Here is a 24911-nt window from a genome sequence, read left to right on the forward strand (position 1 = left end):
GATGAAGATTTATGATGCCCATCAAACTTATGATGAAGGTTTACCGGCAAATCATACCTGCTGTTCACAAGGAACTAGCTTACTGGAAAACACGTGCGGAGAGCATTCCTAATCCAGAGCTCAGAACTCAGGCTCTTGCAAGCATAGAGCATAAAACCTTTCATTGTGAGGGGGGAGGGATTTTATCCCTTACTGCCACCGAAAACTATAAAAAAGCTATTAAATTTATCGTTGCCTATCAAACGATCAGTGATTACTTAGATAATCTTTGTGATCGTAGTACTTCGTTAGATCCTGATGATTTTGCTGCCATTCATGAGTCAATGAAAGATGCTTTATCGGCTGAAGCAGTGCCCAAAAATTATTACCGTCTCAGGCAAGACCAAGATGATGGAGGTTATCTAAACGAGTTAGCTGAAACCTGCAGGAATGTATTAAAGGAAGTAAAGAACTATCCCATCATTAGAGAATATCTCCTCGAGCTTTGTGATTACTATTGTGATTTACAAATTCATAAGCATGTCATTCACGAGGAACGTGTTCCGCGATTAGAGGAATGGTTCCATCGTCATCAACGGAATTTGCCTGAGATGGAGTGGTATGAATTTTCGGCTTGCTCGGGTTCGACATTGGGGATTTTTTGTCTCATTTCTTATGCGATGAGAGAGGATTTTCACAAGAAGGATGCAGAAAATATTCGCAACGGATATTTTCCATACATACAGGGACTTCATATCTTGTTAGATTATTTTATCGATCAAGAAGAAGATAGGGCTGGCGGTGACTTGAATTTCTGTTCCTATTACGAAGATCAAGAAACGCTCTTTAATCGATTGAAACATTTTGTAATAGAAGCCGACCGTCATACGGAGTATCTGCCTCATAAAAAGTTTCATCAGCTTATTAACCGTGGCTTATTGGGCATTTATTTATCAGATGGAAAGGTCCGCAAACAAAAGAATGTACGTAAACTTGCAAAAGGAATCATCAAAGCCGGCGGATCAATTAGTTACTTTTTTTATGTAAATGGACTAGCCTATCGGGCTGTTCAGAAATGGGTTCCAACAGTTGTAACAAGATTTAAGTGAATGCAAAAACCAGGCAATTGCCTGGTTATCCTTTTTCAATTGCTATTATAAACGGCGGGTTATTTTGCTGGTTTAAAAATTGGTACTGTAGTACATGTGCTGTTTTTTGGTTGAGCTGCTGGCAATAAGTGAGTAAAGCATCCCGTTCAATTGCACCTTCAACATGACCTTGGTAGATGACAAGGACGATTATGCCTTCAGGTTTCATGAGTTTTAAAAGCTGTCCAATCGCGGAAATGGTTGTCTCAGGTTTTGTTACAATGGTTTTATCGCTTCCAGGCAAATATCCTAGATTAAAGATAGCACCGGTAATTAACCCGTAATCTTCAACAGGAATCAACTTTTCAATAAATTCGTGTCCTGCGTGGAAAAGTGTCACTTGGTTGGAGAAACCCTGCTCGGCTAAGCGTTTTTCACTCGCAAGGATGGCTTCTTCTTGCACATCAAATCCATACACTCTGCCATTTTCTCCAACAAGGCTGGCTAAAAATACCGTATCATGGCCATTACCTAATGTAGCGTCTACTACGACGTCTCCGGTTATAACAGCTTTTTCAAGTAGCTGTCTCGCAAAGGGGAGGATACGGGTAATCTTCACACTTAACTCCCCACTTTACTTTGCCGGTAATATTTTCCTTGAAAGCTGTTTCTCTTTTTTAGCTCAGCGTCAATCGAGTTTAGAACTTCCCACTTGTTCACACTCCACATCGGTCCAACCATTAAATCAATGGGACCGTCACCTGTGATGCGGTGAACAATCATTTCAGGCGGTAAGATTTCTAATTGATCACATACTAAGTTTACATAAGAATCAAGAGAAAGAAATTCGAGCATCCCTTTTTCATATTGCTTCACCATTGGTGTTCCTTTTAACAAATGAAGTAAATGGATTTTTATTCCCTGAACATCCAATTTTGCGACTTCATGAGCTGTTTTCATCATCATTTCAGAAGTTTCGAGGGGCAAACCATTAATAATATGAGAGCAAATACGAATTCCATGTTTTCTTAACTTGTTTACACCGTCAATATAACATTGGAAATCATGGGCACGATTTATTAATAGCGCTGTTCTCTCATGCACTGTTTGTAATCCAAGTTCAACCCATAGGTATGTTCTTTCGTTTAACTCAGCCAAATATTCGACGACATCATCTGGTAAACAATCAGGTCGGGTAGCAATCGAAATCCCCACGACACCCTCTTGGTTAAGCACCTTTTTGAACTTTTCACGAAGGACCTCTACCGGTGCATGAGTATTTGTATAAGCTTGGAAGTAGGCCATATATTTGCCGTCCTTCCACTTTGTATGCATCTTTTCTTTGATTTCTTGAAATTGAATTTCCAGGTCATTTACGCGGTTTCCTGCAAAATCCCCTGAACCTGCAGCACTGCAAAATGTACAACCTCCATGTGCTACCGTACCGTCACGGTTTGGACAGTCAAAACCACCATCTAATGCGACCTTGAAGACTTTATGACCGAAATACTGGCGAAGGTGATAATTCCACGTATGGTAGCGTTTATCATCGGAGGCATATGGAAAAGGGTTGGTCTGATTCATCTCAGGCGACCTCCTTTTAATTTAATGAAAAGTAACAGATTAAATTTTAGCATAAGAGAACAAAATAAGAAATGAAGCGTTGTGCTTCAGATATCAGATAAGTTTGGAATATCGTCATGTCAACATGAAGGGGGTCCCGTGATGGCTACTCGTGATTCAATGGGCGAATTAATGCTGCAATGTGAACAGACCATTGCCTTTGCAGAGGAACAATTTAAAGAAGCCAGTCTCCAGCAGCATTATAATAATGATGACTACACAAGAGCATTGCAAATGTTAGAAGAATCTTATAATGACATTGCAAAAATGGCACATAGTGCAAATTCTCAACAGCGTGATCAACTCCACCGGATGAGGCTGCAGCTGCAGCAACTTCAGAATTCAATGATACTTGAAGGTCAGGATTATCGAGGAGGAGGAGTATATTGAAAAAGCGCTCCAAACAACAAAACCCTGAGCAAAAGACACGAAATGGGATCAATAATCAAGATCTTGAAATTGGGCAGGATGTTGATTTAATAAAGGAATCGAAAAAGAAATATGAAAATTCTGGCGGCCAGCCTGTTAAATCAAAGTTCCATCAGGAGCAGGATCAATCATCATAATAGCGTTTAAAGACCCTCAACTTTTCGAGTTGAGGGTTTCTTTATTTTAGAGATTTACATAGAAAATACTGTGAAAATAAGGTTAAAACCCAGTTCACAAATTAGTAATAACTAGAGATTAAAGAGTGATGTGGGTCACAGATGGAGGTTCTCAATCATGGGATAAATAAGATATGGAAAAGAGGAATCCTCTGTCCATCCCATTCATTGTTAGAAAACCGAAAAAGCAAACTGGTTTTCCTAGCAATTTTTTTAAGGCAATTTTCGTGATTTTAATCAGTAGTTCCTAACCTGAAAGGATGTAATTTTATGAAAAAATACTCTTTTATTATAACCCTTCTGCTGAGTTTATTTCTATTGACTAATCCTCTAATTTCAAACGCAGAATCCAATGAAAATCTCTTAACAATGGAAGAACTGACGATTCAAGTAATGCCAGAATTTGCCTATCACCCGAACGATGAAAAGAATGAACATCCCCCACTATTAATTGGATATCAGGGAACGATGTTAAACCATTCAGATCAGCCGCTAAAGGGTCAAATTGAGATACCGCTGCCGCTGGAAGAAAAGAATTTCCGCATTGGTTATGTTGCTGATTATTCTAGTGATTTATCTAGGGTGTATGATATTGAATACATAATCGACACTGAAAAAGGCACCATTTCATGGGTTACAAGTGAAGAAATACAGCCCAATGAGATATATAAGTTTGTGGTTGAATTTTATACCGATAATATCGTTGTCGATAAAAAAAACCGATCGTTGCCCTATCAATTTAAAAGCTTTGCAGATATTGGCCTATGCAATGTTTCCTTTGTTCAGCCATTAAAGGCTGAAAAGATAAAACTCGACCCAGCACCTGAGGAAAAGAAAACTCATGCAGATGAGGAGGGGATATTCTCCTATCATTACCAGGGAATAAAGGCAGGGGACGAGAAAAACTTCTTACTCGAGTATCAGCGCGGTGAAACGATGACAACTATTGAAATGGTAGAAACCCCTAATAAAGGCATCAATGAAATGAAAGAAAATGAAAGCGCAACTAAGCTTGCGATCGCGACATTCAGTGGTGTTAGTCTGTTGGCAGCGGGAATTATAACCCTTCTAATGAGAAGAAGGAAGCAATCCTAGGTAATAGAGTGTTTTACACTTTGTTATATACATTAAACAGAGAGATAGGAATATTATGGGAGGTGAAAAAATGAAAAAGATGTTGAAAAAACTGCTGGCGATTGATAAAAGAGTGTTAATTGTTATAGCTCTTTTAGCTGGTATTGGTTTTTCCGTTGGTACGGTTAAAACAATGGCATATCTAGACTCACCTGGTTTTTGTCAAAATTGCCACACGATGCAATCGGTATATACGTCATTCATGGATTCAACTCATGCGGCACTGCAGTGTAACGACTGCCACTTACCACATGAGAGTGAGGCAGGAAAGTTATTCTTTAAAGGACGAGCCGGTATGACGCATATTTATTACAACACTTTGGGGACAGAAGATATCCCAGATCGAATTTATGCTACTACAAGGACCTTGAAGGTTATTAATAAAAATTGTGCTGAATGTCATCAGAGTACAATTGATAACGTCTCACATGATGCAAAGGATAGCTGTATAACATGTCACAAGACAGTACCGCACGGAAAAGACTTTAAAGATGATCGTTATGATAAGCCAGCTAAGTCTGGAGAATTGTTAAATACTAAGGGAGGATTTTAAGAATGAATAGGTTCCGAATTGGGGCATATCTCCTTCTATTAGCATTCGTCCTCATTATTACTGGCTGCAGCAGTGAAAATACCAGTGAGAAGACAGCGGGTGCTAAGGAAACACAGGAGACTACAGGCCTATCTGAAGATGAAATAAGTAATGAAGCATTTAAGGATTTATATCCACTACAATATAATAGCTATATGAAAAATGAAAAAATGGAAGACACAAAATACAATGGATCGGTAAAGCGAAGCAAGTATGATCCAGACAAAGAACCATTACTGCCAGTTCTTTTCAACGGCTATGGGTTCGCAACTGAGTATAACGAAGATCGTGGTCACATCTATGCGCTTGATGATGTTCGTGATATTAAACGGATTACTGATAAATCAGTTGGTTCATGTTATACATGTAAGTCAACCGCAGTACCTAGCATGATTAAAGAAATGGGTGACGATTATTGGGGAGCAAACTTCAATGAAGTCATTTGGCCAAAAGGTGTAGAAATGGGCCACTCGCCAATCGGATGTTCAGATTGTCATGATCCGCAAACAATGGACTTACGTATCACTCGTCCAAGCTTTTATAAAGCTTTAGAAGCACAAGGTATTGATACCTCAAACCCTACTAAAAATGATATGAGAAGCTATGTTTGTGGTCAGTGTCATGTAGAGTACCATTTTGCTGCTAACAATAGTGAAGTTACTTTCCCTTGGAATGAAGGATTTAAACCCGAACAAATGTATAAATACTACGATACAATTGCAAAAGAAAATGGATTTGAGAAAGATTGGGTTAGTACGATCTCCGGAACACCAATGATTAAAGCACAGCACCCTGAGTATGAAACACATGCTGGCGGTACGCACGGTAAGGCAAATGTATCCTGTGCTGACTGTCATATGCCATATGAGCGTGTAGACGGAAAGAGAAAAATCACTTCCCACTGGTGGACTTCTCCACTTAAAACGATGCAGACATCTTGTGGACAATGCCACGGTGATCGTGATTTAGACAAATTAAAAGACCGCGTTCTTGAAATTCAAGATGCTAACGTTAGTGCATTACATGAAGCACAAGATATCTCAACATCTGCTCACTACTATGTAAACAAAATGATTACTTCTGGAGTAAGCGAAGATAAAATTAAGCAAGCTCAAGAATTTGTCCGTAAGGGCCAATGGTTCTGGGATATCATTGCAGCAGAAAATTCTTCAGGCTTCCACAACCCGCAAGGATCAATGGACTCATTAAGAGAATCAGTTGTACAATCAAACAATGCGATTCGTTTGGCAACAGAGGAACTTGTGAAAAAGGGCGTTAGCATTGATGAACTAAATGCGGAAATCGAGAAAGTGAAAGAAGCTGTCAAAGCGGAAACAGTTAACGAGAAGAAAAAAGATCATGCGACCAATAGTTATTTCCCTGCACAACTTCCAGCAGTAAAAAAATAGACCCTTTCAAATGTTTATCTGATTTTTCAAAGGAAAAGGTCTTCATCACTTTTATGAAGACCTTTTTATCTGATTTTTCAAAGGGAAAGGTCTTCATCACCTTTATGAAGACCTTTTTATCTGATTTTTCAAAGGGAAAGGTCTTCATCACCTTTATGAAGACCTTTTTATCTGATTTTTCAAAGGGAAAGGTCTTCATCACTTTTATGAAGACCTTTTTCTCTGATTTTTTAAAGGGAAAGGTCTTCATCACCTTTATGAAGACCTTTTTCTCTGATTTTTCAAAGGGAAATGGCTTTCATCCTCATATTAAAAAAAACCGTCAATTTTTCGGCGACGTTTTGCGTTAAATATACCAATCGCTATGTAAAAACGTTTGTCATTTCGACTTCAATTATAGAAATGCACCTCATAACATAACCCATTACTTTTATAGAAATAGTGTTTTCTTGTTTTGATTTTTACAAAATTATTTGGATGTGTCAATTTGCTATAGAAAAGGCCGCCTGTCTAGGATGAATTATGGTCTAAAACTCATCGTCAATAAATAATTTATAGGGAGTATGTAATCCATATGAAATGGAGAGACCCTTATGTTTGTTGTTCATTTTATCGAAAACAAAAATGTCCTTCTGAGCCAGCTGCTTCAACGTGTTCCATCCTTAGGAGAAAATATTACAATCAAAGGTAAAAAAGGAAAAGTTTCAAGTGTTTCAGCCATTGATGAAAAACATTTTCATGTGGAGCTAATAATTGAAAAGGTTGTTAATAAAAGTAAAGTTGCTGTAGATAACTCTAAAAAGAAGAAAAGGTAACAGTTAGTTGAATGGAAATAGTCTGCTCTTTAAAGTCCCTTGAGGACTTTTTTTATTTTAAATTGTCTAAGTGACCGTTGGGACTCAGAAGCAAGAGAAGAGGTCACTTAGCCGGTGTCTAAGTGACCAGTTAAGTGTCAAAATCACAAGAAGAGGTCACTTGTCGAGCGTATTAGTGACAAGTCTAGATCTCAATTCCAACAATTAAGATTCTAATAAACAAAATGATTGCATGCACCTTGAAATGGGAATACAATATCCTTTGGAAATCGAAATAGTTAAATGGTAAAGGAGCGTTTTTCATGCCGCGTGCCGTATGGCTCTTAATTATTGGTATGGCAGTGAATGTTACAGGCTCTTCTTTTTTATGGCCTTTAAACACCATCTATATTCATGATCACTTAGGGAAATCCTTAACAATGGCCGGTGTAGTATTAATGTTAAACTCTGCAGCAAGTGTAATCGGAAACTTGTTCGGAGGAAGTCTGTTTGATAAAATTGGCGGCTATAAATCAATCTTGCTTGGAATATGCATAACGCTAACAGCATTAGTTGGGTTAACCTTCTGGCATGGCTGGCCAGAATACATTTTTTTCTTAATCATCATTGGCTTCGGGACTGGAATTGTATTTCCTGCTATGTTTGCAATGGCAGGGTCAGTTTGGAAAGAGGGCGGACGCAGGGCTTTTAATGCCATTTACGTAGCTCAAAATCTAGGGGTAGCAATAGGAGCTGCGCTTGGAGGGGTTATTGCAGATTACTCATTTGAATTAATCTTCCTTGCGAATACGGTTATGTTCTCTATATTCTTATTAATTGCTCTATTTGGCTACAAGGGAATCTCAACTGAAGAGTCGGTTAAACCAGCGAAAGGAATTAAGGAAGCAGCTTTCCGTACTAATCGGAAAAATCTTATTGCGTTATTAATTCTCTGCTCAGGCTATTTACTATGCTGGGTCGCTTACGTGCAATGGTCCACAACCATTGCCTCCCACTCGCAAGAAATCAATATAAGCTTAAGCCAATACAGTCTTTTATGGACGATAAACGGAGCATTAATTGTTCTAGGCCAGCCAATCTTAAACGGCGTCTTAAAACACCTTAATTCTACCTTGAAAATTCAAATTTTAATTGGGATTGGGATATTTATTGTTTCGTTTATAGTGGCCGGAAATGCAAGTGCCTTTACAGGGTTCCTAGTCGCAATGATAATCCTGACAATAGGGGAAATGTTTATCTGGCCTGCTGTTCCAACCGTTGCCTTTAACCTTGCTCCACAGGGACGGGAGGGTTTCTACCAAGGAATCGTAACGAGCACAGCAACAGGAGGCAGAATGCTCGGACCATTATTAGGAGGAATGCTCGTTGATCTGTACAGCATGTCTGCACTATTCTACGTCCTACTTGCATTATTCCTAGTTGCGATTATCACAACACTACTTTACGACCGACGTTTAAAATCCGAAACATCGGTTACCGCTACAATATAAAGTGGAACAAAGGAGAAGTTCCTAATCGATCTTCTTCTTTGTTCTTTCATGGTGATGTTTAAATGAAAGATTTTTAGACTATCCTGAAATTAGGCTTAAGTTTGCTTGCATATTGCCGGAAAATTTAATACAATAACCGTAATACTTTTATCCCGCATTAACGGGCATTAAAACTTCACTGATCGAAGTTTCATTTATAGTTAAAAACCGTGATTAGGAGTAGTAGTGGTTAGTACCTGTAGTTAGAGAGTTGACGGCTGGTGAAAGTCAATCGGGTGCATCACGAACTCGCCTAGGAGTTGCAGACATGAATCATAGTAATGTTTGCCGTCTGCCGCGTTATGGCTGAATGAAGCGAGTGTTTTTAGGCACTAATGTGGGTGGTACCGCGGGAAGATACATACATAATCCTCTCGTCCCTTTTTGGGATGAGGGGTTTTTTATTTTTTTTTAGGAGGAAAAATTATGAGTTTCGGTCACCAGCAAATCGAAAAGAAGTGGCAAATTAAATGGGAAGAGGAAAAGACGTTTAAAACGAGCGAGGAATATGACAAAAGAAAATTCTACGCTTTAGATATGTTCCCATATCCATCCGGTGCAGGCTTGCATGTCGGACACCCTGAAGGTTACACGGCAACCGATATCCTTTCACGCTTAAAGCGTATGCAAGGATATAATGTCCTTCACCCAATGGGATGGGATGCTTTCGGATTACCTGCAGAACAATATGCATTGGATACGGGTAATGACCCTGCGGAATTTACGGAGCAAAATATTAATACCTTCCGCAGGCAAATAAAGGCACTCGGGTTTTCATATGATTGGGACCGTGAAGTAAACACAACTGATCCTGAATACTATAAATGGACACAATGGATTTTCTTAAAGCTGTTTGAAAAGGGTCTTGCATATGTGGATGAGGTAGCTGTTAACTGGTGTCCTGCACTTGGAACTGTTTTAGCAAATGAAGAAGTTATAGATGGCAAAAGTGAGCGTGGCAGACATCCCGTTGAACGTCGACCAATGAAACAGTGGATCTTAAAAATTACAGCCTATGGTGATCGTTTACTTGAAGATTTAGAAGAACTAGACTGGCCTGAGAGTTTAAAAGAAATGCAGCGAAACTGGATTGGCCGCTCAGAAGGTGCTGAAGTTACTTTTAACATCGAGGGACATGAAGAAACATTTACCGTATTCACTACTCGTCCTGATACGCTTTTTGGTGCAACCTATGCCGTGCTTGCTCCTGAGCATAGCTTTGTTGATAAAATCACGACCGAAGAACAGCGTGCTGCTGTTGAAGCCTATTTAGATAAAGTAAAGACGAAGAGCGATTTAGAACGGACAGATCTTGCAAAAGAGAAAACAGGTGTCTTTACTGGTGCCTACGCGATTAATCCAGCTAACGGCGAGAAGATGCCAATTTGGATAGCTGATTATGTATTAGTGAGCTATGGTACAGGTGCAATTATGGCAGTTCCAGCACATGATGAGCGAGATTATGAGTTTGCAAAAGAGTTCAAGCTTCCGATTAAACCGGTTGTGGCAGGCGGAGATATTGAAACAGAAGCCTATACAGGTGATGGGGAGCATATTAACTCCGAGTTCCTAAATGGTTTAGACAAAACTGAAGCGATTCAAAAGATGATTGCTTGGTTAGAAGAAAAAGGCATTGGTACGAAGAAAGTAACCTTCCGTTTACGTGATTGGTTGTTCAGTCGTCAGCGTTATTGGGGTGAGCCGATTCCAATCATCCATTGGGAAGATGGCACGATGACCGCTGTACCTGATGACCAGCTTCCATTAATGCTTCCAAAGACAAAGGATATCAAGCCTTCAGGAACTGGTGAATCACCTCTTGCAAATATTGAAGACTGGGTAAATGTGGTTGATCCAGAGACAGGTAAAAAAGGCCGACGTGAAACGAATACAATGCCTCAATGGGCAGGCAGCTGCTGGTACTATTTACGGTATATTGATCCTACGAATGATCAAGCACTAGCTGCACCTGAGAAGTTGAATCATTGGCTCCCAGTTGATATCTATATTGGTGGAGCAGAGCATGCCGTACTTCACTTGTTATATGCACGCTTCTGGCATAAATTCCTATATGATATCGGTGTGGTGCCAACGAAAGAGCCTTTCCAAAAGCTTTTCAACCAAGGAATGATCTTAGGTGAAGGCAATGAGAAGATGAGTAAATCAAAAGGAAATGTAGTAAATCCTGATGATATTATAGATAGCCATGGAGCAGATACACTTCGCTTGTATGAAATGTTTATGGGACCACTTGATGCGAGTATCGCTTGGTCGACAAATGGATTGGATGGTTCACGTCGTTTCCTAGATCGTATTTGGCGTTTATTCGTAGAGGAGAACGGTGAACTGAACCCTAAGATTCAAGCAACAGAAGAGGCATCAGCCTTAGAAAAGGTCTACCATCAGACGGTTAAAAAGGTAACAGAAGACTATGAAGGCTTACGTTTTAATACGGCAATTTCGCAAATGATGGTATTTATTAATGAGGCCTACAAAGCAACAGTTCTTCCAAAAGATTACGTTGAGGGCTTTGTTAAAATGCTGGCCCCTGTTTGCCCGCATATTGCTGAAGAGCTTTGGGAGAAACTAGGGTTTAGTGAAACGATTTCATATGAGGCGTGGCCGGCATATGATGAGGCGAAGCTTGTGGATGACGAAGTGGAAATTGTGATCCAAGTAAACGGCAAAGTGAAAACCAAGCTTATGGTACCAACCGGTGCAAGCAAAGAAGCACTAGAAGGAATTGCAATGGACGATGACCGTGTTAAGGAACAAATCGAGGGTAAAACAATCCGTAAAGTCATCACCGTTCCAGGTAAGCTAGTTAATATCGTAGCTAATTAAGTTTTTCAAAAGGGGATGTATAGATGGAAGAGATTCAAATGATCACGACAGAAGAATTAAAGAAAAAGCTGGAGCAAGGGGAAAAGCTTGAACTGGTCGACGTTCGTGAGGATCATGAAGTTGCTCAAGGAAAAATCCCTGGTGCAAAGCATATCAAGATGGGAGATATTCCTGTTAACCTAGACTATTTTGATAAGGAAAAAGAATATATCTTTATTTGCCGCTCAAGTGCACGAAGTGGTAACGTTTGTCACTATCTTCAGGAACAAGGGTACAAAGTCCGCAATATGGCTGGCGGTATGCTCGAATGGACCGGAGAAACTAAATAGTTCATCAGCGAAAAACGATTCCAAGTGTGGAATCGTTTTTTTGATGTAAATTTTAATTTTCTGAAAAATTGGAAATACTAGTAGAAAAATGGAAAGGGGATATGGTAATGATTCAGGTTAAGCTATTCGACCGCGAGCATGAAAAAGATTTGGAAAAAGAAATGAATCGGTTTTTAAAAGGTATAGATGAAAAGAAATTAGTAGATATAAAGTATAACGTCGCAGCGATGTCAGAGGAAGTAGAAGAAGAACAGATTTATTGTTTTTCAGCCATGATTATTTACCGGGCCTGACAAAAGTTAGGCCCCAAAAAATACTGAACTCCAAGCCTATCCCTTTGTTTTACTGCTTGTAATCTTCCAAATGAGCACTGGTCCTATCATGTTTAATCCAAAAGTACCCCCCGCAATTACCCATAAAAACCACGGTGTGTTCAGAACATCTGATTTTCAATCTTATTCTTAAACATCCTTAATTATTTTGGGCTCAATCGGACAATTTGATATTAGGGAATTAATGCCGATTTTTCGCTATGGAGTAATAGCAGATCGCTGGGCAAGCAGACATCATACGGCAGATTGGGCAATGGCTCATGTGGCCTTTATTTTGCCAATTGTAAAGGATCAGCATGGGGCTTCCTCTTCTTTATTTACTTCTCAGTCTTGTATTTAAAAGAAAGCTAAAAGGACAGAGTTCACCGGGAAGAACTAGTACTCAATTGGCAAACCCTAGTCAATTTGACTAGGGTTTTAACATTCGTATTATTTAGAAAAAAGTGCAGCATTACCCCCCGCAAGTCTGCCAGTTACTAAAGCAGAGGTGATGTTATAGCCGCCTGTGTATCCATGGACATCGAGGATCTCACCACAAAAAAAGAGACCTTCCATCATTTTTGAGCCCATCGTTTGTGGTTCTATTTCTTTAACGGATACACCTCCACCGGTAACGAATGCTTTTTCTAGCGGCAATGTTCCATTAACCTTTACTAAGAATTGCTTGCAGCTTTTCGCAAAGCTTCTAATTTTTTCATTTGAAATCATTGTACCCTGCACTAAAGCATCGATGCCATTAAACTCTAAAATAAATAAAAGATATCGTTCAGGAAGAAAGCCTTTCAAGGTGTTTTTGATACTCTTCTTTGGATCGCTTTTTACCAGTTTCACAATTTCTTGAAATACCTCTTCTTCTTTTTTATCAGGTAAAGCATCAACGCTCATGGTCACTTCATTTAGCTTCCACTTCTTCATCGCCTTTACGACAAATTGGCTGCAGCGAAGTACCGCAGGGCCGCTAAGACCAAAGTGAGTAAAAATCATATCCATCCGGTGAGAAATGATCGGCTTTCCTTTTGGATTCAAAACGCTTAATTCGATATCCCTTAAAGAAAGGCCCTGTAGTGATTTGTTTTTAATAAATGGCTCATTAGAGGTGACAGGCACCTCTGTAGGAAATAATTCAGTGATCGTGTGCCCCGCTTTTTTGGCCCAAGCGTAACCGTCTCCGGTTGAACCGGTATGAGGAACGGATTTTCCTCCCACGGCAATGACGATTGCTTTAGCCGAGATTTTCGTTCCATTTTTTAATAGCACAGACGCGACACGCCCATCCTTATATTCAAGGTTGGCAACGGGGCTATTGGTATACACTTTCACTCGCAGCTTTTCTAATTGAGTTAACAGGGCGTCAACGACAGATTGTGCTTTATCTGAAACGGGGAACATCCGGCCATGGTCTTCTTCTTTTAACTCAATACCTAGTCTTTCAAAGAACTTGATAATATCTTCATTACTAAAAATCGAAAATGCACTATATAAAAATTTACCGTTGCCAGGTAAATGCTTAATAATTTCTTCAATAGGCAGACGATTAGTAACATTACAGCGACCGCCGCCTGAAATAGCCAGCTTTCTGCCTAACTTATCACCTTTATCAATTAATAGAACCCTTGCACCTTTTTCACCTGCAGCAATGGCTGCCATCAAGCCAGAAGGGCCGCCGCCGATTACAATTACATCATAATCCATCTACTACACCAACTTTATTTATAGTCATCCTAATTACTCATTATAAACATATCCACAAATTCTGAAAAGAAAACGAAATGTCAACAATTTTATTAAATTTACTATCGTTGTTAGTAGCATCGGGGATAAAAGAGATGTAAACTACTAATAGTGTGCAAAAGTAGTTATTTTTCTTCACTAGGAAGGGATTTTAGAGGTTATGTCATCTAAGCTAATAAGAGGTACATTTATATTAACTTTTGGAACAATTTTATCAAAGGTTCTTGGTTTGCTTTATGTGATCCCTTTTTACCAGATCGTTGGATCTGAGGGAACTGCACTATATCAATATTCTTACATACCCTATACGATTTTTATTAGTATAGCAACCGCCGGGGTACCACTGGCTGTATCAAAGTTTATTTCAAAATATAATGCAATTGAGGAATATGCTGTAGGCAGGAAGTTGTTTAAATCCGGATTATTGATTATGCTGATAACCGGTTTTGCGTCGTTTTTAATTTTGTATCTATCAGCACCATTCCTTGCCGAGTGGATTTTCCCTAAAAACGACAAAGAAGTGGCGTCAAGCATTAAGGACATTACTACTGTAATTAGAGCTGTCAGTTTTGCACTTATCGTGGTTCCGTTTATGAGTCTGATCAGAGGATTCTTCCAAGGCCATCAATCCATGGGACCATCAGCCGTTTCGCAGGTAGTCGAACAAATTGTTCGGATTGTATTTCTATTAGCTGGAGCCTTTATTGTCATCCATATTTTAGATGGTAGTATAGTAACTGCTGTGAGTGTAGCTACCTTTGCTGCTTTTATTGGTGCGATTGGAAGTTTGGTGGTCCTTTTTTTGTATTTGTATAAGCGGAAACCGCACCTTGATGAACTGCTGCGGCAAGATAGAGGGACAGTAAAAATATCCTTACGTGAAATTTATAAAGAGATCATTGTCTATGCTGCCCCATTTGTGTTTGTCGGGATTGCAGGTCCGTTATTTCAAGCGATTGATCAAGTTACAGTTACTAGGGCTTTAATGGAGATGGGGAATAGTGAAGCTGCAGCTAAAGCAGCGTTCTCTATTTTAAATTTTGAATCACATAAAATCGTGATTATCCCTGTTTCATTGGCTACTGGATTTTCACTGGCACTTGTCCCAAGTATCACGAAAGCCTATGTTGAAAATAACCGAAGGGACTTAAATACACAATTAAATCAGTCCTTTCAAATTATGCTGTTTTTAACTTTACCTGCTGCTGTCGGAATCTCACTTTTAGCTGAACCGGTTTACACGGTGTTTTATGAGCATAAGATGCTCGGTACAGAGGTTTTAAGTGTGTATGCTCCAGTTGCTATCCTATTTGCCCTGTTTTTAGTGACGGCAGCGATTCTGCAAGGAATAAATGAGCAAAGGTTTACCGTTTTAGGATTGCTGGTTGGGTTGTTAATTAAGCTGTCCCTTAATATTCCTTTAATCAATCTGTTTGGTACTAAAGGAGCTGTATTATCAACAGCACTTGGGTATACCGTATCAATTTTAATTTATATTTTTGTTATTAAAAAGTTTGCAGGATATCCGTTTAAGCTAGTATGGCGCAGAAGTTTATTAATTGTTATTTTTGCTGGCTTAATGTGGGTGGGTACAGGGTTGATTTATCAATTGCTATCATTGTTCCTATCGCCAGAAAGTAAGTTTCAATCGCTCATTATTATTATGATTAGTGCCGGTGTTGGGGTGATTATCTATTTTTACCTTGGATTAAAATCAGGACTTCTTACCAGACTATTTGGTAACAGGGTAGAACGTCTAAAAAGTAAATTGGGAATGGGTTCATAACTCCTAAGAATAAGGGGAGAGAGATTATAGTGAGAATTGACAAAATGCTGGCCAATCTAGGGTTTGGCAGCCGTAAAGAAGTAAAGCAGCTTTTAAAAACCGGTGCCGTAAAGGTAGACGATGTCGTTGTAAAGGATCCGAAACAGCATGTCGACACAAATACACAAACGGTGACCTTAAATGGTGAAGTAGTGGAATACAAAGAGTTTATTTATTTAATGATGAACAAGCCGCCAGGAGTATTGTCCGCGACAGAAGATCAATCAACAGAAACGGTTATTGATTTATTAGAAATGGATGACCAAGTGTATGAGCCGTTTCCTGTTGGAAGGCTGGACAAGGATACTGAGGGGTTATTGCTTATTACCAATGATGGGCAGCTAGCCCACAAATTATTATCACCGAAGAAACATGTTCCCAAGACATATTTTGCAGTGATAGACAGCGAAGTAACCGAAGAAGACGTTAAAGCCTTTTCCGAAGGGGTAATACTCGATGACGGATACGAAACTAAACCTGGTGACTTAAAAATATTAAAAACAGGACTACATTCCGACATTGAACTTACCATTACCGAAGGGAAATTTCATCAGGTGAAAAGAATGTTCCAGGCTGTAGGGAAAAGAGTGGTTTATTTAAAGCGGATATCCATGGGACCGCTCCAGTTAGATGAGACGCTCGAGCTTGGAGAATACAGGGAGCTAACAGAGCTAGAAGTAGAGTTATTAAAAGAGTATCAAGTTAAATAAATGAACGCATGTGGAGCCAAATCCACATGCGTTTCTTCTTTAAAAATAGAAATCATATCCGCTGATCCGCTCTAACCATACCTGAGCATTTTTTCCATCTGCGTCTGCCATCCACAAATTCTGGCTAGAATCAGTTAAGTGTTTCTTTCTTACCCATGTGAGCTTCTTAATCGCTTTAATATATGTGGGCTGATAATCTCCATACCCTTTTGGTGGATGCGAAATTTGGATCTGCATCGGTTCACCCATTTTAATTAAATACAACGATGGGTTTGGTCTCTTGGCTGGATCGTTTGACCATTCACTTTCCTTTACTCTAGAAACAACAAGCGAATCATCATCTCGCCAAGAAAAACCTAGTTCAGCAAAACTGGCAGGAGTTAGGTTCATGGATTTAAAAGCAGGCATTTCGGTAATCGTCATATCTTTCTCTTTAAACCCGAGCACAATTCTACCTCCCCCAGAAATATAACCTAATAGATTTTTTTTCGGCGCCCATTTAGGAGAATCTAGATGGAGAATAATTTCATCAATGGCTTCGAACATTTTCCCATCCGCAGAAATAACACCAACTAAATTACTATCCATCGACCAGGAAGCTGTAGGGCTGACGATAAAGCTAATCCATTGGGCATCAGGAGAAAAGTGGAAATCACTGGCATTAATGGCCAGTAGATTGACATCCCCCTTTTTAATTTCACTAGGGATCGTATATAAAGGCTTTACTCCTTCCGTCAGACTTGTAACACTATCAAAGTCTTTATTAAGTTCGATTTTATAAAGCTTTGGATTTGTCCAGCCATCAGGGTGCAAGGATGCACTTGAAGAGCCAATAAAAGACTTCCCGTCAGGAAACCAAGCATAATCATCAACACCTAGAGCGATATTATAAAAAGTATCAAGGTTCGAGACATTAAGAACCCTGCCGCTTTTAAAGGCCACGATATTTTCTACAGGTGACCATTTTGGATTGGCGCCATCAGGAGTAATTCGTTTATGCTGTTTCGTTTCTAAACTATATACCCAAATTTCATTCTGAAAGTCTACATTTGTATTCTCTTTAGGTTCAATCTGATAGAGAATCCATTTCCCATCAGGTGACCATTGCGGGTCATAATGATAGATAGCAGCTTTTGTTGTAATCTTCTCTTCCTTGCCGTTCATTAATGTCCACAAATATCCATCTCTAATAAAGGCGACGTTCAGCGTCGACTCTGCCTTTGCAAGTCCTGGTATCACCATTATTACAAGCAATAGTATAGATATCAATTTTCTCATTTCATCACCTCATCCATTCACATATAGTTATTTTCCACCAAACGGAAAAGAATATGTTAAAAATTATCAATGATCAAATGTTGGGTGATTTTTTTATAAATGGGCATTCTAAAAATATTTACAAGAGAATTTATATTGTTAAGGGGGAAGCCGTCATGGAACTAACACACCAGAACCTCATTGAATTACATGGTTTTAATAACTTGACGAAGTCATTAAGTTTTAATATGTATGATATTTGCTATACACGGACGAGAGAAGAGCGTGAGGCATATTTACAATATATTGATAAAGAATATAGCGGCGGAAGATTACAAAAAATTTTAAAGGATGTTGCCGAAATCATTGGTGCACATGTTCTGAATGTTGCCGCCCAGGATTTTGATCCGCAGGGAGCAAGTGTAACCATGCTGGTATCAGAAGGTCCGGTGACAAACGCCCCATCAGAACACTTTGAGGAATCACCAGGGCCGCTGCCAGATTCAATTATAATGAAGCTAGATAAAAGCCACATCACAGTGCATACATACCCTGAGTTCCACCCAGATGAGGGAATCAGTACATTTCGAGCTGATATTGATGTATCGACCTGTGGGGAAATCTCGCCTTTAAAGGCACTTCATTATCTTATTCGTTCCTTTGAGACGGATGTAATGACAATAGACTATCGTGTTCGTGGATTTACACGGGATAAAACAGGTCATAAGCTTTTTATTGATCATGAAATTAACTCCATTCAAAACTATATACCAGAGGATTTGGGCGAGTTATTCGATATGATTGATGTAAATGTCTATCAAGAAAACATTTTTCATACAAAATGCAAGCTAAGAGCATTCGATATTAATAATTATTTATTTGGGTATACAAAAGATAAATTAAACCCTGATGAACTAATTGAAATTACCGAACGTTTAAAGCTTGAGATGGATGAAATTTTTTACGGGAAAAACATTGTTCAATAATGACCATCTTAATCATAACCTCGCTCATTAGATATATAGCCAAAAGAAAGAGGCACCGCAGCTTTACTAAATAAGTAAAGCTGTTTTTTTGTCGTGTTTATTGTTTTGATCATGGGGATATCTCAAGAATTGAATACGAGTTGACAGACCACTATACCATCACTAAGTATTTTCTAGAAAATCGTCAACGACTTTTATATGAACCTTTCATTGAAGAAAACGAATAAAAATAGCATGCGAAAGGCATGCTATTTCAGTTGATTATATTCATTTTACTTTTATTCGATGTTTAAGAGGATAACTTCACTTTCTTTTCTGTGGTCGTCCATTTTCCGCGGCTTGGGCTTATTACCAAGTCATTATAGGCTAAAACATTTAAGTCTCGTTGTATGGTGCGAGGAGTGATACCAAATTCCTCTACAAGTTCTTGCGTCGTGACAGTCCCATTATTACGAATAAACATGTAGATGCATTTGATGCGGTTTAACATCCGGTTAGTCGAAGGTTTCAAAGAACCACTCCCTATCCTTTTTTCAAACCCTATGGCAATATATTCCTGCTACCGACAGCCTCTTTGCATATTATGTAATTTTCTTTTCCGCAGACAACTCCTTTTTGTGAATCGTTGCAGTGGGAACTATGATGTCTATCATTAACCTTATTGTACCCACAATATCTGAAAATTTCCACCATTACAAGTAATTTTTCAAATAATCTTCCATTTATCGCTTAAATCGTTCGGATTTTCCCCTCCTTTAGCTTTTTCTTACTTTAGTCTATGGGCAATAACGTTAAGAATATGATAATAAATTGAATTTTTAGTAAATTTTTATTAGGAAATAAATCTTATTTGATTGACCAGAGAGGATTGCTAATTTATTTGTAAAAATGCTATTGTTTTTATTAGAAGTTTAATAAGGAGGTCAAGTTGGATGGAAAAAATCAATTGGCTTGCGGAAGTAGAAAAGAGAAGAGAGTTACTGATCAAAGACACCCAGGAACTATTACATATTAAAAGTCTGCTAGATGAAGGGCCCATTATTTTCAGGAAGAACTGACATTGCCCATCAAAAAGATGAATATATCTTTATCGAAGACTTATTAAAAGCAACGGCTATCTATGCACAAGCAATCTTTGAGTTAGCTCAAGCTGAATAAAAGGAAAAGGGGAAATGGGAGAATGGGATTTGCTTTATTAAACGGGGAATTGATAGACCGTTCAGAAGCGAGGGTTGACGTCGAAGACAGAGGCTTTCAGTTTGGCGATGGCGTCTATGAGGTGATTCGTGTCTATAACGGGAAAATGTTCACTGCGAAGGAACATTTGGAGCGATTTGAAAAAAGTGCAAGCAGCATTGGAATCTCGCTTCCATATAACACGGCACAATTAACAGAGCTGGTAGAGAATCTTTTGGTTAAAAACAACCTTGAACAAGGGAATATTTATATGCAGATCACCAGAGGGGCCGCACCTCGCAATCATGTATTTCCTACAACAGAGATTAAGCCAACTTTAATTGCTTACACGAATATAGTTCCCCGGCCCCTAGAGAGCCTAAAATCTGGTGTGAAGACGATTTTAACGGAGGATATTCGCTGGCTGCGCTGTGATATTAAAAGCCTAAATTTATTAGGGAACTTATTAGCGAAACAAAAAGCTGCTGAACAGGGCTGCTATGAAGCAATTCAACATCGTGGGCAAACCGTAACCGAGGGAAGTGCCTCAAATGTATTTATCATAAAAAATGGGGCTGTGATCACCCATGAATCAAATCATTTAATCTTAAAAGGAATTACAAAGGATGTTATTTTAAACCTTAGCTTCAAAAATAATATTCCGGTAGAAGAGCGAGCCTTTACGCTAGAAGAATTAGAGCAAGCAGACGAAGTTTTTCTATCTAGCACAACCTCAGAGGTAATGCCCGTTATTGAAATCAATGGCCAAAAAATTAAAGATGGCAAAATAGGAGTAATCACACAACAGCTCCAAAAACTATTCATCCAAGAAATCGAAAAACAATGCGGTAAGCTCGCTGACAATATCATACATTAGTTAAACGTGCGTGCAGAAAAAACTGCCGCACGTTTTATTTTTACTATTAAATTTCACCATAATAGTAAAAAATATTATCTAACTGTTTTGTAAGCATACATACAAGTAACTCAAAATAGTCTAAAATGAGAAAAAAGGAATGAACATTTTGATGAATCAAACACATTATTTTTTCGCTTTAAAACTGCCGTCGGAAACAAAAATGGTCTTAGGAGAACATATGGATAAACTAAGGGAAATTATGCCCTTTAGCCGCTGGGTTCACCCTGAAGACTTGCATATCACTCTAGCCTTCCTCGGGCATGCTCCTCTTGATCAATTAGAGAGCGCCGTTCGTAATGTGGAAAAAGCGATCCAGAGAGTTAATCCGGTAAAATTGCAGATTGACAAACTTGGCACTTTTGGTCCTATAAATTCACCACGGATATTCTGGGCCGGGACAGAAGATAATGCTGATATGCAATTAGTGAGAGAACGTGTTTTTAAAGCATGTTTAGATGCTGGATTTAAGCTTGAAACTAGACCGTTCAAGCCCCATATCACACTGGCAAGGAAATGGATAGGCGAGAATACATTTAAACAGGACCTACTGAACAAGGGGCAAAGCCTTCAGCCAATTCCGCTTGAGCTTACAGTCCGGGATGTTGTTCTATATCAAACACACTTACAAAAAACACCTAAATACGAAGAAACGACAGTATTTCCGCTAACTTAATACTTATAAAATAACAAAGGTTGGTCGTATGAAGAAAATCTACTTTCTAATTAATCCTAAAGCAAGGAATGGCTATTGTCTTAAAATATGGGAAAGAGTAGAACTACAATTAACGGAGAGTAAGATTGTATACCAGTCGTTTTTCACTGAATATCAAGGACATGCAAATATTATTGCTACTCATATAGCCTCAAGTACTAGTGAGGAAATAGTCATAATTGCAGTGGGCGGCGATGGAACCATGCATGAAGTGGTGAATGGAACTGTACAATATAATAATGTAACTTTAGGATTTATACCGGGAGGGTCTGGAAATGATTTCTCTCGGGGCTTTCTCATTCCAGTTGACCCCTTGGAGGCACTAAAGGTAATCCTTCGCCTCGTGAAACAGGATGCTGACCAAATTGATGTTGGAAAAGTAAACATGAACGATCATTCTGAGCATTACTTTATCAATAATATGGGAGCAGGATTTGATGCCTTAGTATCGCAAGAGGTCAATCAGTCGAGAATGAAAGCCGTACTTAATAAACTGTCATTAGGACGTTTAATATACGTCTATGTCCTTTTAAAGGAACTCTTCACTTACAACTGCACGACAATTAATCTATCAATTGATGGAAAAATACAAATATACGAAAAAACTTGGTTTGTAACGGTCTCCAACCAGCCCTATTATGGAGGAGGCATGAAGATTGCCCCAGAGGCAGAACCAGATGATGGCCACTTGGATATTACAATTGTCCACAGTTTATCGAGAATAAAGCTTTTATTTGTTTTTATCAGTGTTTTTTGGGGGAAACATGTATTGTTTAAAGAGGTTAAATCCTTTAAAGGCAGAAAAATTAGTTTACATTCATCATCTCCTTTATATGTACACGCTGATGGAGAAGATATTGGCTATACTCCCCTTAATATTCGAATTCAAACAAAAAAGATTAAGGTACTGAGCAGTAGGGAAAATAGAGGAGAAGTTAATCTGAAAGAGAGGGACTCGAATGAATGCTAATGAGCGAAAATTTCTAGCCTATTTGGATGAAATGAAAATAATAACAATTCTTTTCCCGCTTTCTTATCATCATGGCCAGTCTACTTCCTTCTTTATACTTGACAATACACAGGAGAAACCATTAAAAATAGCAAAGAAATTGAATATTGGCGATCATATAAAATATACCTGCCAGTTAACTGACGAGATCAACTTTGAAACAACCTATTGGATTAAAGATGAATATGCTGGCAAAACGGATCTTCAAATCGGTGCAGTGATTAGAACGGATGCGTTTGATGAAAAATTTTTTTATGATGGGAATGACTTAGGGGTAAAATGTACAAAAGAAAGTACAAGGTTTAAGCTCTGGGCCCCAACCGCAACGCAGGTAAAGGTAAAACTACACCATCCTAATAGTTCTGTTTCAGAAATCGTAAAATTAAAACGAGAGGACCGTGGTATTTGGGCAGCGGTGGTTAATCGTGATCTAGAATACTATCAATATACATTTCTACTGCTAATCAATCAAGAGTGGAGAGAATCGGTGGATCCCTATGCAATTGCTTCAACTGCTAATGGAGAGAAAGGTGTCATCGTAAAGCTTGAAAAAACAAATAGAAAAAGGGTTATTCCACCACTCTTGGAATACCCTGTTGATGCAATTATTTATGAAACCCATATTAGAGACTTAACGATTCACCCAAACAGCGGTGTAGAACATAAAGGTCTTTATCTCGGGGCGGCAGAACTGGATACGACAGGAGTTAATGGTGAACCAACCGCACTTTCATATGTAAAGAGCCTAGGGGTTACACATATAGAGTTCCTTCCTTTCAACGATTTTGCAGGTGTTGATGAATTAAAACCAAATAAACAATATAATTGGGGCTACAACCCAATCCACTTTAATGTTCCTGATGGCAGTTATTCAACTGACCCTTTGAATCCTTATGCAAGAATCATAGAGCTCAAGCAGCTAATTGAACAGATTCACGGTCAAGGGCTGCGTGTAATTATGGATGTAGTGTATAATCATGTATATATTCGCGAAAAATCGACTTTCGAAAAAGTTGTTCCCGGATATTACTTCCGGCATAATGAGCTTGGGTTTCCATCAAATGGAACCGGAGTAGGGAATGATATCGCTTCAGAAAGGAAGATGGTGAGGAAATATATTATTGATTCAGTCCGTTTTTGGCTTGAGGAATATCATGTAGATGGTTTTCGGTTCGATTTAATGGGGATTTTAGATATTGAAACAATGCAAGAAGTAAGAAAAACATGTGACAGTATTGCTGAAGGAACACTCATTATAGGAGAGGGCTGGAATCTAAATACACCACTTCCAATTGAGCAAAAGGCGATTATTAAGAATCAAGACCAACTCCCTTCCATTGGTCAATTTAATGATAAATTTCGTGATATAATAAAGGGAAACACCTTTAACTTATATGATAAAGGCTATTGTTTTGGCAATGATCACTATTATGAACAAGCAATTGATGTGATCGCAGGCAGTATTGGGTTAGGAAAGAGACCCAATGGAATTTTTAATGAACCGTCTCAATCTGTTAATTATGTTGAATGTCATGATAACCATACTCTATGGGATAAGCTCTTAGCCTGTTATCCCGACATGGAGGAGCTGCTGCGGTTCAAATATCACAGGCTTGCAACAGGAATCACAGTGCTTTCACAGGGAATTCCATTTCTTCATAGCGGCCAGGAGTTTTTCCGAACAAAAGGTGGCGATGGAAACAGCTATCACAGTCCAGATGAAGTTAACCAGCTCGATTGGGATAGGTGCAGTCAATATAAAGAGAATACTGCCTATATAAAGGGGTTAATTCAAATAAGAAAAACACTTCCTTGTTTTCGAATGAGGTCAACAGCAGAGATTCGAGCCAATATGAAACTTCTACCTCTCAATCGTCCTATGATTGGATTTTCTTTTCAAAACCAAACAAATGATTACCAAGAAGTTCTCTTGCTGATCAATCCAACGAATAAAAAGCATACTATACAGGTTTCAAAAGGTGAATGGTACCTTCTTGCAGATGCTGATTTTGCGGGAATTTCTCCCTATAAGATGACAGCAGGAAGAGACCTATTGATAGAACCAGTGTCACTTAATGTTTTCGCAAAAAAATAGTTTATTTAGATGTACTTGACGACAAAAGCACATTGGGGATAAAATTTATTAGATGGCTATTGTGTGTAATGGTTCAATAGCTTTTTTTGTTTTACTAAAATAGGAGCTGTTGAAGTAATCATAGGATATAACCTTCTAGCAGCGTATTGCTTACAACCTCTGTAACTAGATGGGAAGTTTAGCCCATTAGAACGGTATAAATTGAAGGTGAA

25 protein-coding genes, 1 pseudogene and 1 other annotated feature are annotated in these 24911 nt (G+C 38.7%); of the genes and pseudogenes, 21 read left to right on the forward strand and 5 right to left on the reverse strand.

Annotation, left to right across the window (positions count from 1 at the left end; all coding sequences use genetic code 11):
- The first annotated feature begins 11 nt into the window (after positions 1-11).
- Entirely contained in the window at positions 12-1088 is a 1077-nt protein-coding gene (locus tag BTR25_RS19000; RefSeq protein WP_075689605.1) for a tetraprenyl-beta-curcumene synthase family protein, read from the forward strand.
- A 25-nt stretch (positions 1089-1113) separates the two neighbouring features.
- Here BTR25_RS19000 and mnmM read toward each other — a convergent pair whose 3' ends face one another.
- Both mnmM and mnmL read right to left on the reverse strand, forming a co-directional pair.
- Complete coding sequence (gene mnmM, locus BTR25_RS19005) at positions 1114-1686, reverse strand: tRNA 5-(aminomethyl)-2-thiouridylate-methyltransferase MnmM (protein ID WP_075689606.1); 573 nt, start codon at positions 1684-1686, stop codon at positions 1114-1116.
- A gap of 2 nt (positions 1687-1688) precedes the next feature.
- Complete coding sequence (gene mnmL / locus BTR25_RS19010) at positions 1689-2651, reverse strand: tRNA modification radical SAM protein MnmL/YtqA (protein WP_075689607.1); 963 nt, start codon at positions 2649-2651, stop codon at positions 1689-1691.
- Between the two features lie 141 nt (positions 2652-2792).
- Between mnmL and BTR25_RS19015 the strand changes: the two genes are divergently transcribed.
- The 11 genes from BTR25_RS19015 (at position 2793) to BTR25_RS27755 (ending at position 12619) form a co-directional block, all read left to right on the forward strand.
- On the forward strand, positions 2793-3080 hold the full coding sequence (locus BTR25_RS19015; RefSeq protein ID WP_075689608.1) for a YtzC family protein: 288 nt from the start codon (positions 2793-2795) through the stop codon (positions 3078-3080).
- Complete coding sequence (locus BTR25_RS19020; RefSeq protein ID WP_075689609.1) at positions 3077-3256, forward strand: glycogen biosynthesis protein GlgD; 180 nt, start codon at positions 3077-3079, stop codon at positions 3254-3256. The genes BTR25_RS19015 and BTR25_RS19020 overlap by 4 nt, the downstream gene beginning before the upstream one ends.
- Before the next feature lie 309 nt (positions 3257-3565).
- Positions 3566-4390: a hypothetical protein gene (locus tag BTR25_RS19025; RefSeq protein WP_075689610.1), complete on the forward strand. Its 825-nt coding sequence runs from the start codon at positions 3566-3568 to the stop codon at positions 4388-4390.
- 70 nt (positions 4391-4460) lie between these two features.
- Entirely contained in the window at positions 4461-4982 is a 522-nt protein-coding gene (locus tag BTR25_RS19030; RefSeq protein WP_254842749.1) for a cytochrome c3 family protein, read from the forward strand.
- 2 nt (positions 4983-4984) lie between these two features.
- Complete coding sequence (locus BTR25_RS19035; RefSeq protein WP_075689611.1) at positions 4985-6430, forward strand: ammonia-forming cytochrome c nitrite reductase subunit c552; 1446 nt, start codon at positions 4985-4987, stop codon at positions 6428-6430.
- A 593-nt stretch (positions 6431-7023) separates the two neighbouring features.
- The gene (locus tag BTR25_RS19045; protein WP_075689613.1) at positions 7024-7245 is read left to right on the forward strand and encodes a hypothetical protein; all 222 of its coding nucleotides are present in this window, start codon (positions 7024-7026) and stop codon (positions 7243-7245) included.
- A gap of 302 nt (positions 7246-7547) precedes the next feature.
- Positions 7548-8735 carry an MDR family MFS transporter gene (locus tag BTR25_RS19050; RefSeq protein WP_075689614.1) on the forward strand — a complete coding sequence of 396 codons (1188 nt, stop codon included), beginning with the start codon at positions 7548-7550 and terminating at the stop codon, positions 8733-8735.
- Positions 8736-8935: 200 nt separating this feature from the next.
- Positions 8936-9159: a binding site (T-box leader), on the forward strand.
- Positions 9160-9200: 41 nt separating this feature from the next.
- Entirely contained in the window at positions 9201-11618 is a 2418-nt protein-coding gene (gene leuS / locus BTR25_RS19055; RefSeq protein ID WP_075689615.1) for a leucine--tRNA ligase, read from the forward strand.
- A gap of 23 nt (positions 11619-11641) precedes the next feature.
- A complete protein-coding gene (locus BTR25_RS19060) occupies positions 11642-11947 on the forward strand; it encodes a rhodanese-like domain-containing protein (RefSeq protein WP_075689616.1) in 306 nt (101 codons plus the stop codon).
- Between the two features lie 107 nt (positions 11948-12054).
- The gene (locus tag BTR25_RS19065) at positions 12055-12240 is read left to right on the forward strand and encodes a sporulation protein Cse60 (RefSeq protein ID WP_075689617.1); all 186 of its coding nucleotides are present in this window, start codon (positions 12055-12057) and stop codon (positions 12238-12240) included.
- A 223-nt stretch (positions 12241-12463) separates the two neighbouring features.
- Positions 12464-12619, forward strand: coding sequence for a hypothetical protein (locus BTR25_RS27755; RefSeq protein WP_175596832.1), 156 nt, complete (start codon positions 12464-12466; stop codon positions 12617-12619).
- Between the two features lie 89 nt (positions 12620-12708).
- Here BTR25_RS27755 and BTR25_RS19070 read toward each other — a convergent pair whose 3' ends face one another.
- Complete coding sequence (locus BTR25_RS19070; RefSeq protein ID WP_075689618.1) at positions 12709-13971, reverse strand: BaiN/RdsA family NAD(P)/FAD-dependent oxidoreductase; 1263 nt, start codon at positions 13969-13971, stop codon at positions 12709-12711.
- A gap of 199 nt (positions 13972-14170) precedes the next feature.
- Here BTR25_RS19070 and BTR25_RS19075 point away from each other — a divergent pair, with 199 nt between their 5' ends.
- Both BTR25_RS19075 and BTR25_RS19080 read left to right on the forward strand, forming a co-directional pair.
- The gene (locus tag BTR25_RS19075) at positions 14171-15796 is read left to right on the forward strand and encodes a putative polysaccharide biosynthesis protein (RefSeq protein ID WP_075689619.1); all 1626 of its coding nucleotides are present in this window, start codon (positions 14171-14173) and stop codon (positions 15794-15796) included.
- 29 nt (positions 15797-15825) lie between these two features.
- A complete protein-coding gene (locus BTR25_RS19080; protein ID WP_075689620.1) occupies positions 15826-16545 on the forward strand; it encodes a pseudouridine synthase in 720 nt (239 codons plus the stop codon).
- 39 nt (positions 16546-16584) lie between these two features.
- On the opposite strand, the gene BTR25_RS19085 is transcribed toward BTR25_RS19080, so the two are convergent.
- The gene (locus tag BTR25_RS19085) at positions 16585-17823 is read right to left on the reverse strand and encodes a TolB family protein (RefSeq protein ID WP_075689621.1); all 1239 of its coding nucleotides are present in this window, start codon (positions 17821-17823) and stop codon (positions 16585-16587) included.
- A 155-nt stretch (positions 17824-17978) separates the two neighbouring features.
- On the opposite strand from BTR25_RS19085, the gene speD reads away from it, so the two are divergent.
- The gene (speD, locus tag BTR25_RS19090) at positions 17979-18788 is read left to right on the forward strand and encodes an adenosylmethionine decarboxylase (RefSeq protein WP_075689622.1); all 810 of its coding nucleotides are present in this window, start codon (positions 17979-17981) and stop codon (positions 18786-18788) included.
- A 289-nt stretch (positions 18789-19077) separates the two neighbouring features.
- Here the strand turns inward: speD and BTR25_RS19095 are convergent, their stop codons facing one another.
- A complete protein-coding gene (locus tag BTR25_RS19095; RefSeq protein ID WP_075689623.1) occupies positions 19078-19299 on the reverse strand; it encodes a DeoR family transcriptional regulator in 222 nt (73 codons plus the stop codon).
- A gap of 421 nt (positions 19300-19720) precedes the next feature.
- Between BTR25_RS19095 and BTR25_RS28510 the strand changes: the two genes are divergently transcribed.
- The 6 genes and pseudogenes from BTR25_RS28510 (at position 19721) to pulA (ending at position 24699) form a co-directional block, all read left to right on the forward strand.
- Positions 19721-19846 (forward strand): hypothetical protein, encoded by a 126-nt coding sequence (locus tag BTR25_RS28510; protein ID WP_303046851.1) that lies wholly within the window; start codon positions 19721-19723, stop codon positions 19844-19846.
- Positions 19821-19946 (forward strand): annotated as a pseudogene (locus tag BTR25_RS28515) (hypothetical protein); the annotation flags it as partial. The gene BTR25_RS28510 and the pseudogene BTR25_RS28515, both read left to right, overlap by 26 nt.
- 22 nt (positions 19947-19968) lie before the next feature.
- The gene (gene dat, locus BTR25_RS19100; RefSeq protein WP_075689624.1) at positions 19969-20841 is read left to right on the forward strand and encodes a D-amino-acid transaminase; all 873 of its coding nucleotides are present in this window, start codon (positions 19969-19971) and stop codon (positions 20839-20841) included.
- A gap of 151 nt (positions 20842-20992) precedes the next feature.
- Positions 20993-21556, forward strand: a complete 564-nt coding sequence (gene thpR / locus BTR25_RS19105) for an RNA 2',3'-cyclic phosphodiesterase (protein ID WP_254842750.1) — start codon at positions 20993-20995, stop codon at positions 21554-21556.
- A 28-nt stretch (positions 21557-21584) separates the two neighbouring features.
- Positions 21585-22565 carry a diacylglycerol/lipid kinase family protein gene (locus tag BTR25_RS19110; protein ID WP_075689626.1) on the forward strand — a complete coding sequence of 327 codons (981 nt, stop codon included), beginning with the start codon at positions 21585-21587 and terminating at the stop codon, positions 22563-22565.
- Positions 22555-24699, forward strand: coding sequence for a type I pullulanase (gene pulA / locus BTR25_RS19115; RefSeq protein ID WP_075689627.1), 2145 nt, complete (start codon positions 22555-22557; stop codon positions 24697-24699). The genes BTR25_RS19110 and pulA overlap by 11 nt, the downstream gene beginning before the upstream one ends.
- The last annotated feature ends 212 nt before the right edge of the window (positions 24700-24911 follow it).

This window comes from Bacillus sp. MRMR6, from assembly GCF_001940785.1.
Taxonomy (GTDB): domain Bacteria; phylum Bacillota; class Bacilli; order Bacillales; family Cytobacillaceae; genus Neobacillus.

What these genes read in the sequence shown, in the direction of transcription:
- BTR25_RS19000 (WP_075689605.1), top strand. Translation starts at nt 12, where the DNA reads ATGATGCCCATCAAACTTATGATGAAGGTTTACCGGCAAATCATACCT.
- mnmL (WP_075689607.1), bottom strand. Translation starts at nt 2,651, where the DNA reads ATGAATCAGACCAACCCTTTTCCATATGCCTCCGATGATAAACGCTAC.
- BTR25_RS19015 (WP_075689608.1), top strand. Translation starts at nt 2,793, where the DNA reads ATGGCTACTCGTGATTCAATGGGCGAATTAATGCTGCAATGTGAACAG.
- BTR25_RS19025 (WP_075689610.1), top strand. Translation starts at nt 3,566, where the DNA reads ATGAAAAAATACTCTTTTATTATAACCCTTCTGCTGAGTTTATTTCTA.
- BTR25_RS19030 (WP_254842749.1), top strand. Translation starts at nt 4,461, where the DNA reads ATGAAAAAGATGTTGAAAAAACTGCTGGCGATTGATAAAAGAGTGTTA.
- BTR25_RS19035 (WP_075689611.1), top strand. Translation starts at nt 4,985, where the DNA reads ATGAATAGGTTCCGAATTGGGGCATATCTCCTTCTATTAGCATTCGTC.
- BTR25_RS19045 (WP_075689613.1), top strand. Translation starts at nt 7,024, where the DNA reads ATGTTTGTTGTTCATTTTATCGAAAACAAAAATGTCCTTCTGAGCCAG.
- BTR25_RS19050 (WP_075689614.1), top strand. Translation starts at nt 7,548, where the DNA reads ATGCCGCGTGCCGTATGGCTCTTAATTATTGGTATGGCAGTGAATGTT.
- leuS (WP_075689615.1), top strand. Translation starts at nt 9,201, where the DNA reads ATGAGTTTCGGTCACCAGCAAATCGAAAAGAAGTGGCAAATTAAATGG.
- BTR25_RS19060 (WP_075689616.1), top strand. Translation starts at nt 11,642, where the DNA reads ATGGAAGAGATTCAAATGATCACGACAGAAGAATTAAAGAAAAAGCTG.
- BTR25_RS19065 (WP_075689617.1), top strand. Translation starts at nt 12,055, where the DNA reads ATGATTCAGGTTAAGCTATTCGACCGCGAGCATGAAAAAGATTTGGAA.
- BTR25_RS27755 (WP_175596832.1), top strand. Translation starts at nt 12,464, where the DNA reads ATGCCGATTTTTCGCTATGGAGTAATAGCAGATCGCTGGGCAAGCAGA.
- BTR25_RS19070 (WP_075689618.1), bottom strand. Translation starts at nt 13,971, where the DNA reads ATGGATTATGATGTAATTGTAATCGGCGGCGGCCCTTCTGGCTTGATG.
- BTR25_RS19075 (WP_075689619.1), top strand. Translation starts at nt 14,171, where the DNA reads ATGTCATCTAAGCTAATAAGAGGTACATTTATATTAACTTTTGGAACA.
- BTR25_RS19085 (WP_075689621.1), bottom strand. Translation starts at nt 17,823, where the DNA reads ATGAGAAAATTGATATCTATACTATTGCTTGTAATAATGGTGATACCA.
- speD (WP_075689622.1), top strand. Translation starts at nt 17,979, where the DNA reads ATGGAACTAACACACCAGAACCTCATTGAATTACATGGTTTTAATAAC.
- BTR25_RS28510 (WP_303046851.1), top strand. Translation starts at nt 19,721, where the DNA reads ATGGAAAAAATCAATTGGCTTGCGGAAGTAGAAAAGAGAAGAGAGTTA.
- dat (WP_075689624.1), top strand. Translation starts at nt 19,969, where the DNA reads ATGGGATTTGCTTTATTAAACGGGGAATTGATAGACCGTTCAGAAGCG.
- thpR (WP_254842750.1), top strand. Translation starts at nt 20,993, where the DNA reads ATGAATCAAACACATTATTTTTTCGCTTTAAAACTGCCGTCGGAAACA.
- BTR25_RS19110 (WP_075689626.1), top strand. Translation starts at nt 21,585, where the DNA reads ATGAAGAAAATCTACTTTCTAATTAATCCTAAAGCAAGGAATGGCTAT.
- pulA (WP_075689627.1), top strand. Translation starts at nt 22,555, where the DNA reads ATGAATGCTAATGAGCGAAAATTTCTAGCCTATTTGGATGAAATGAAA.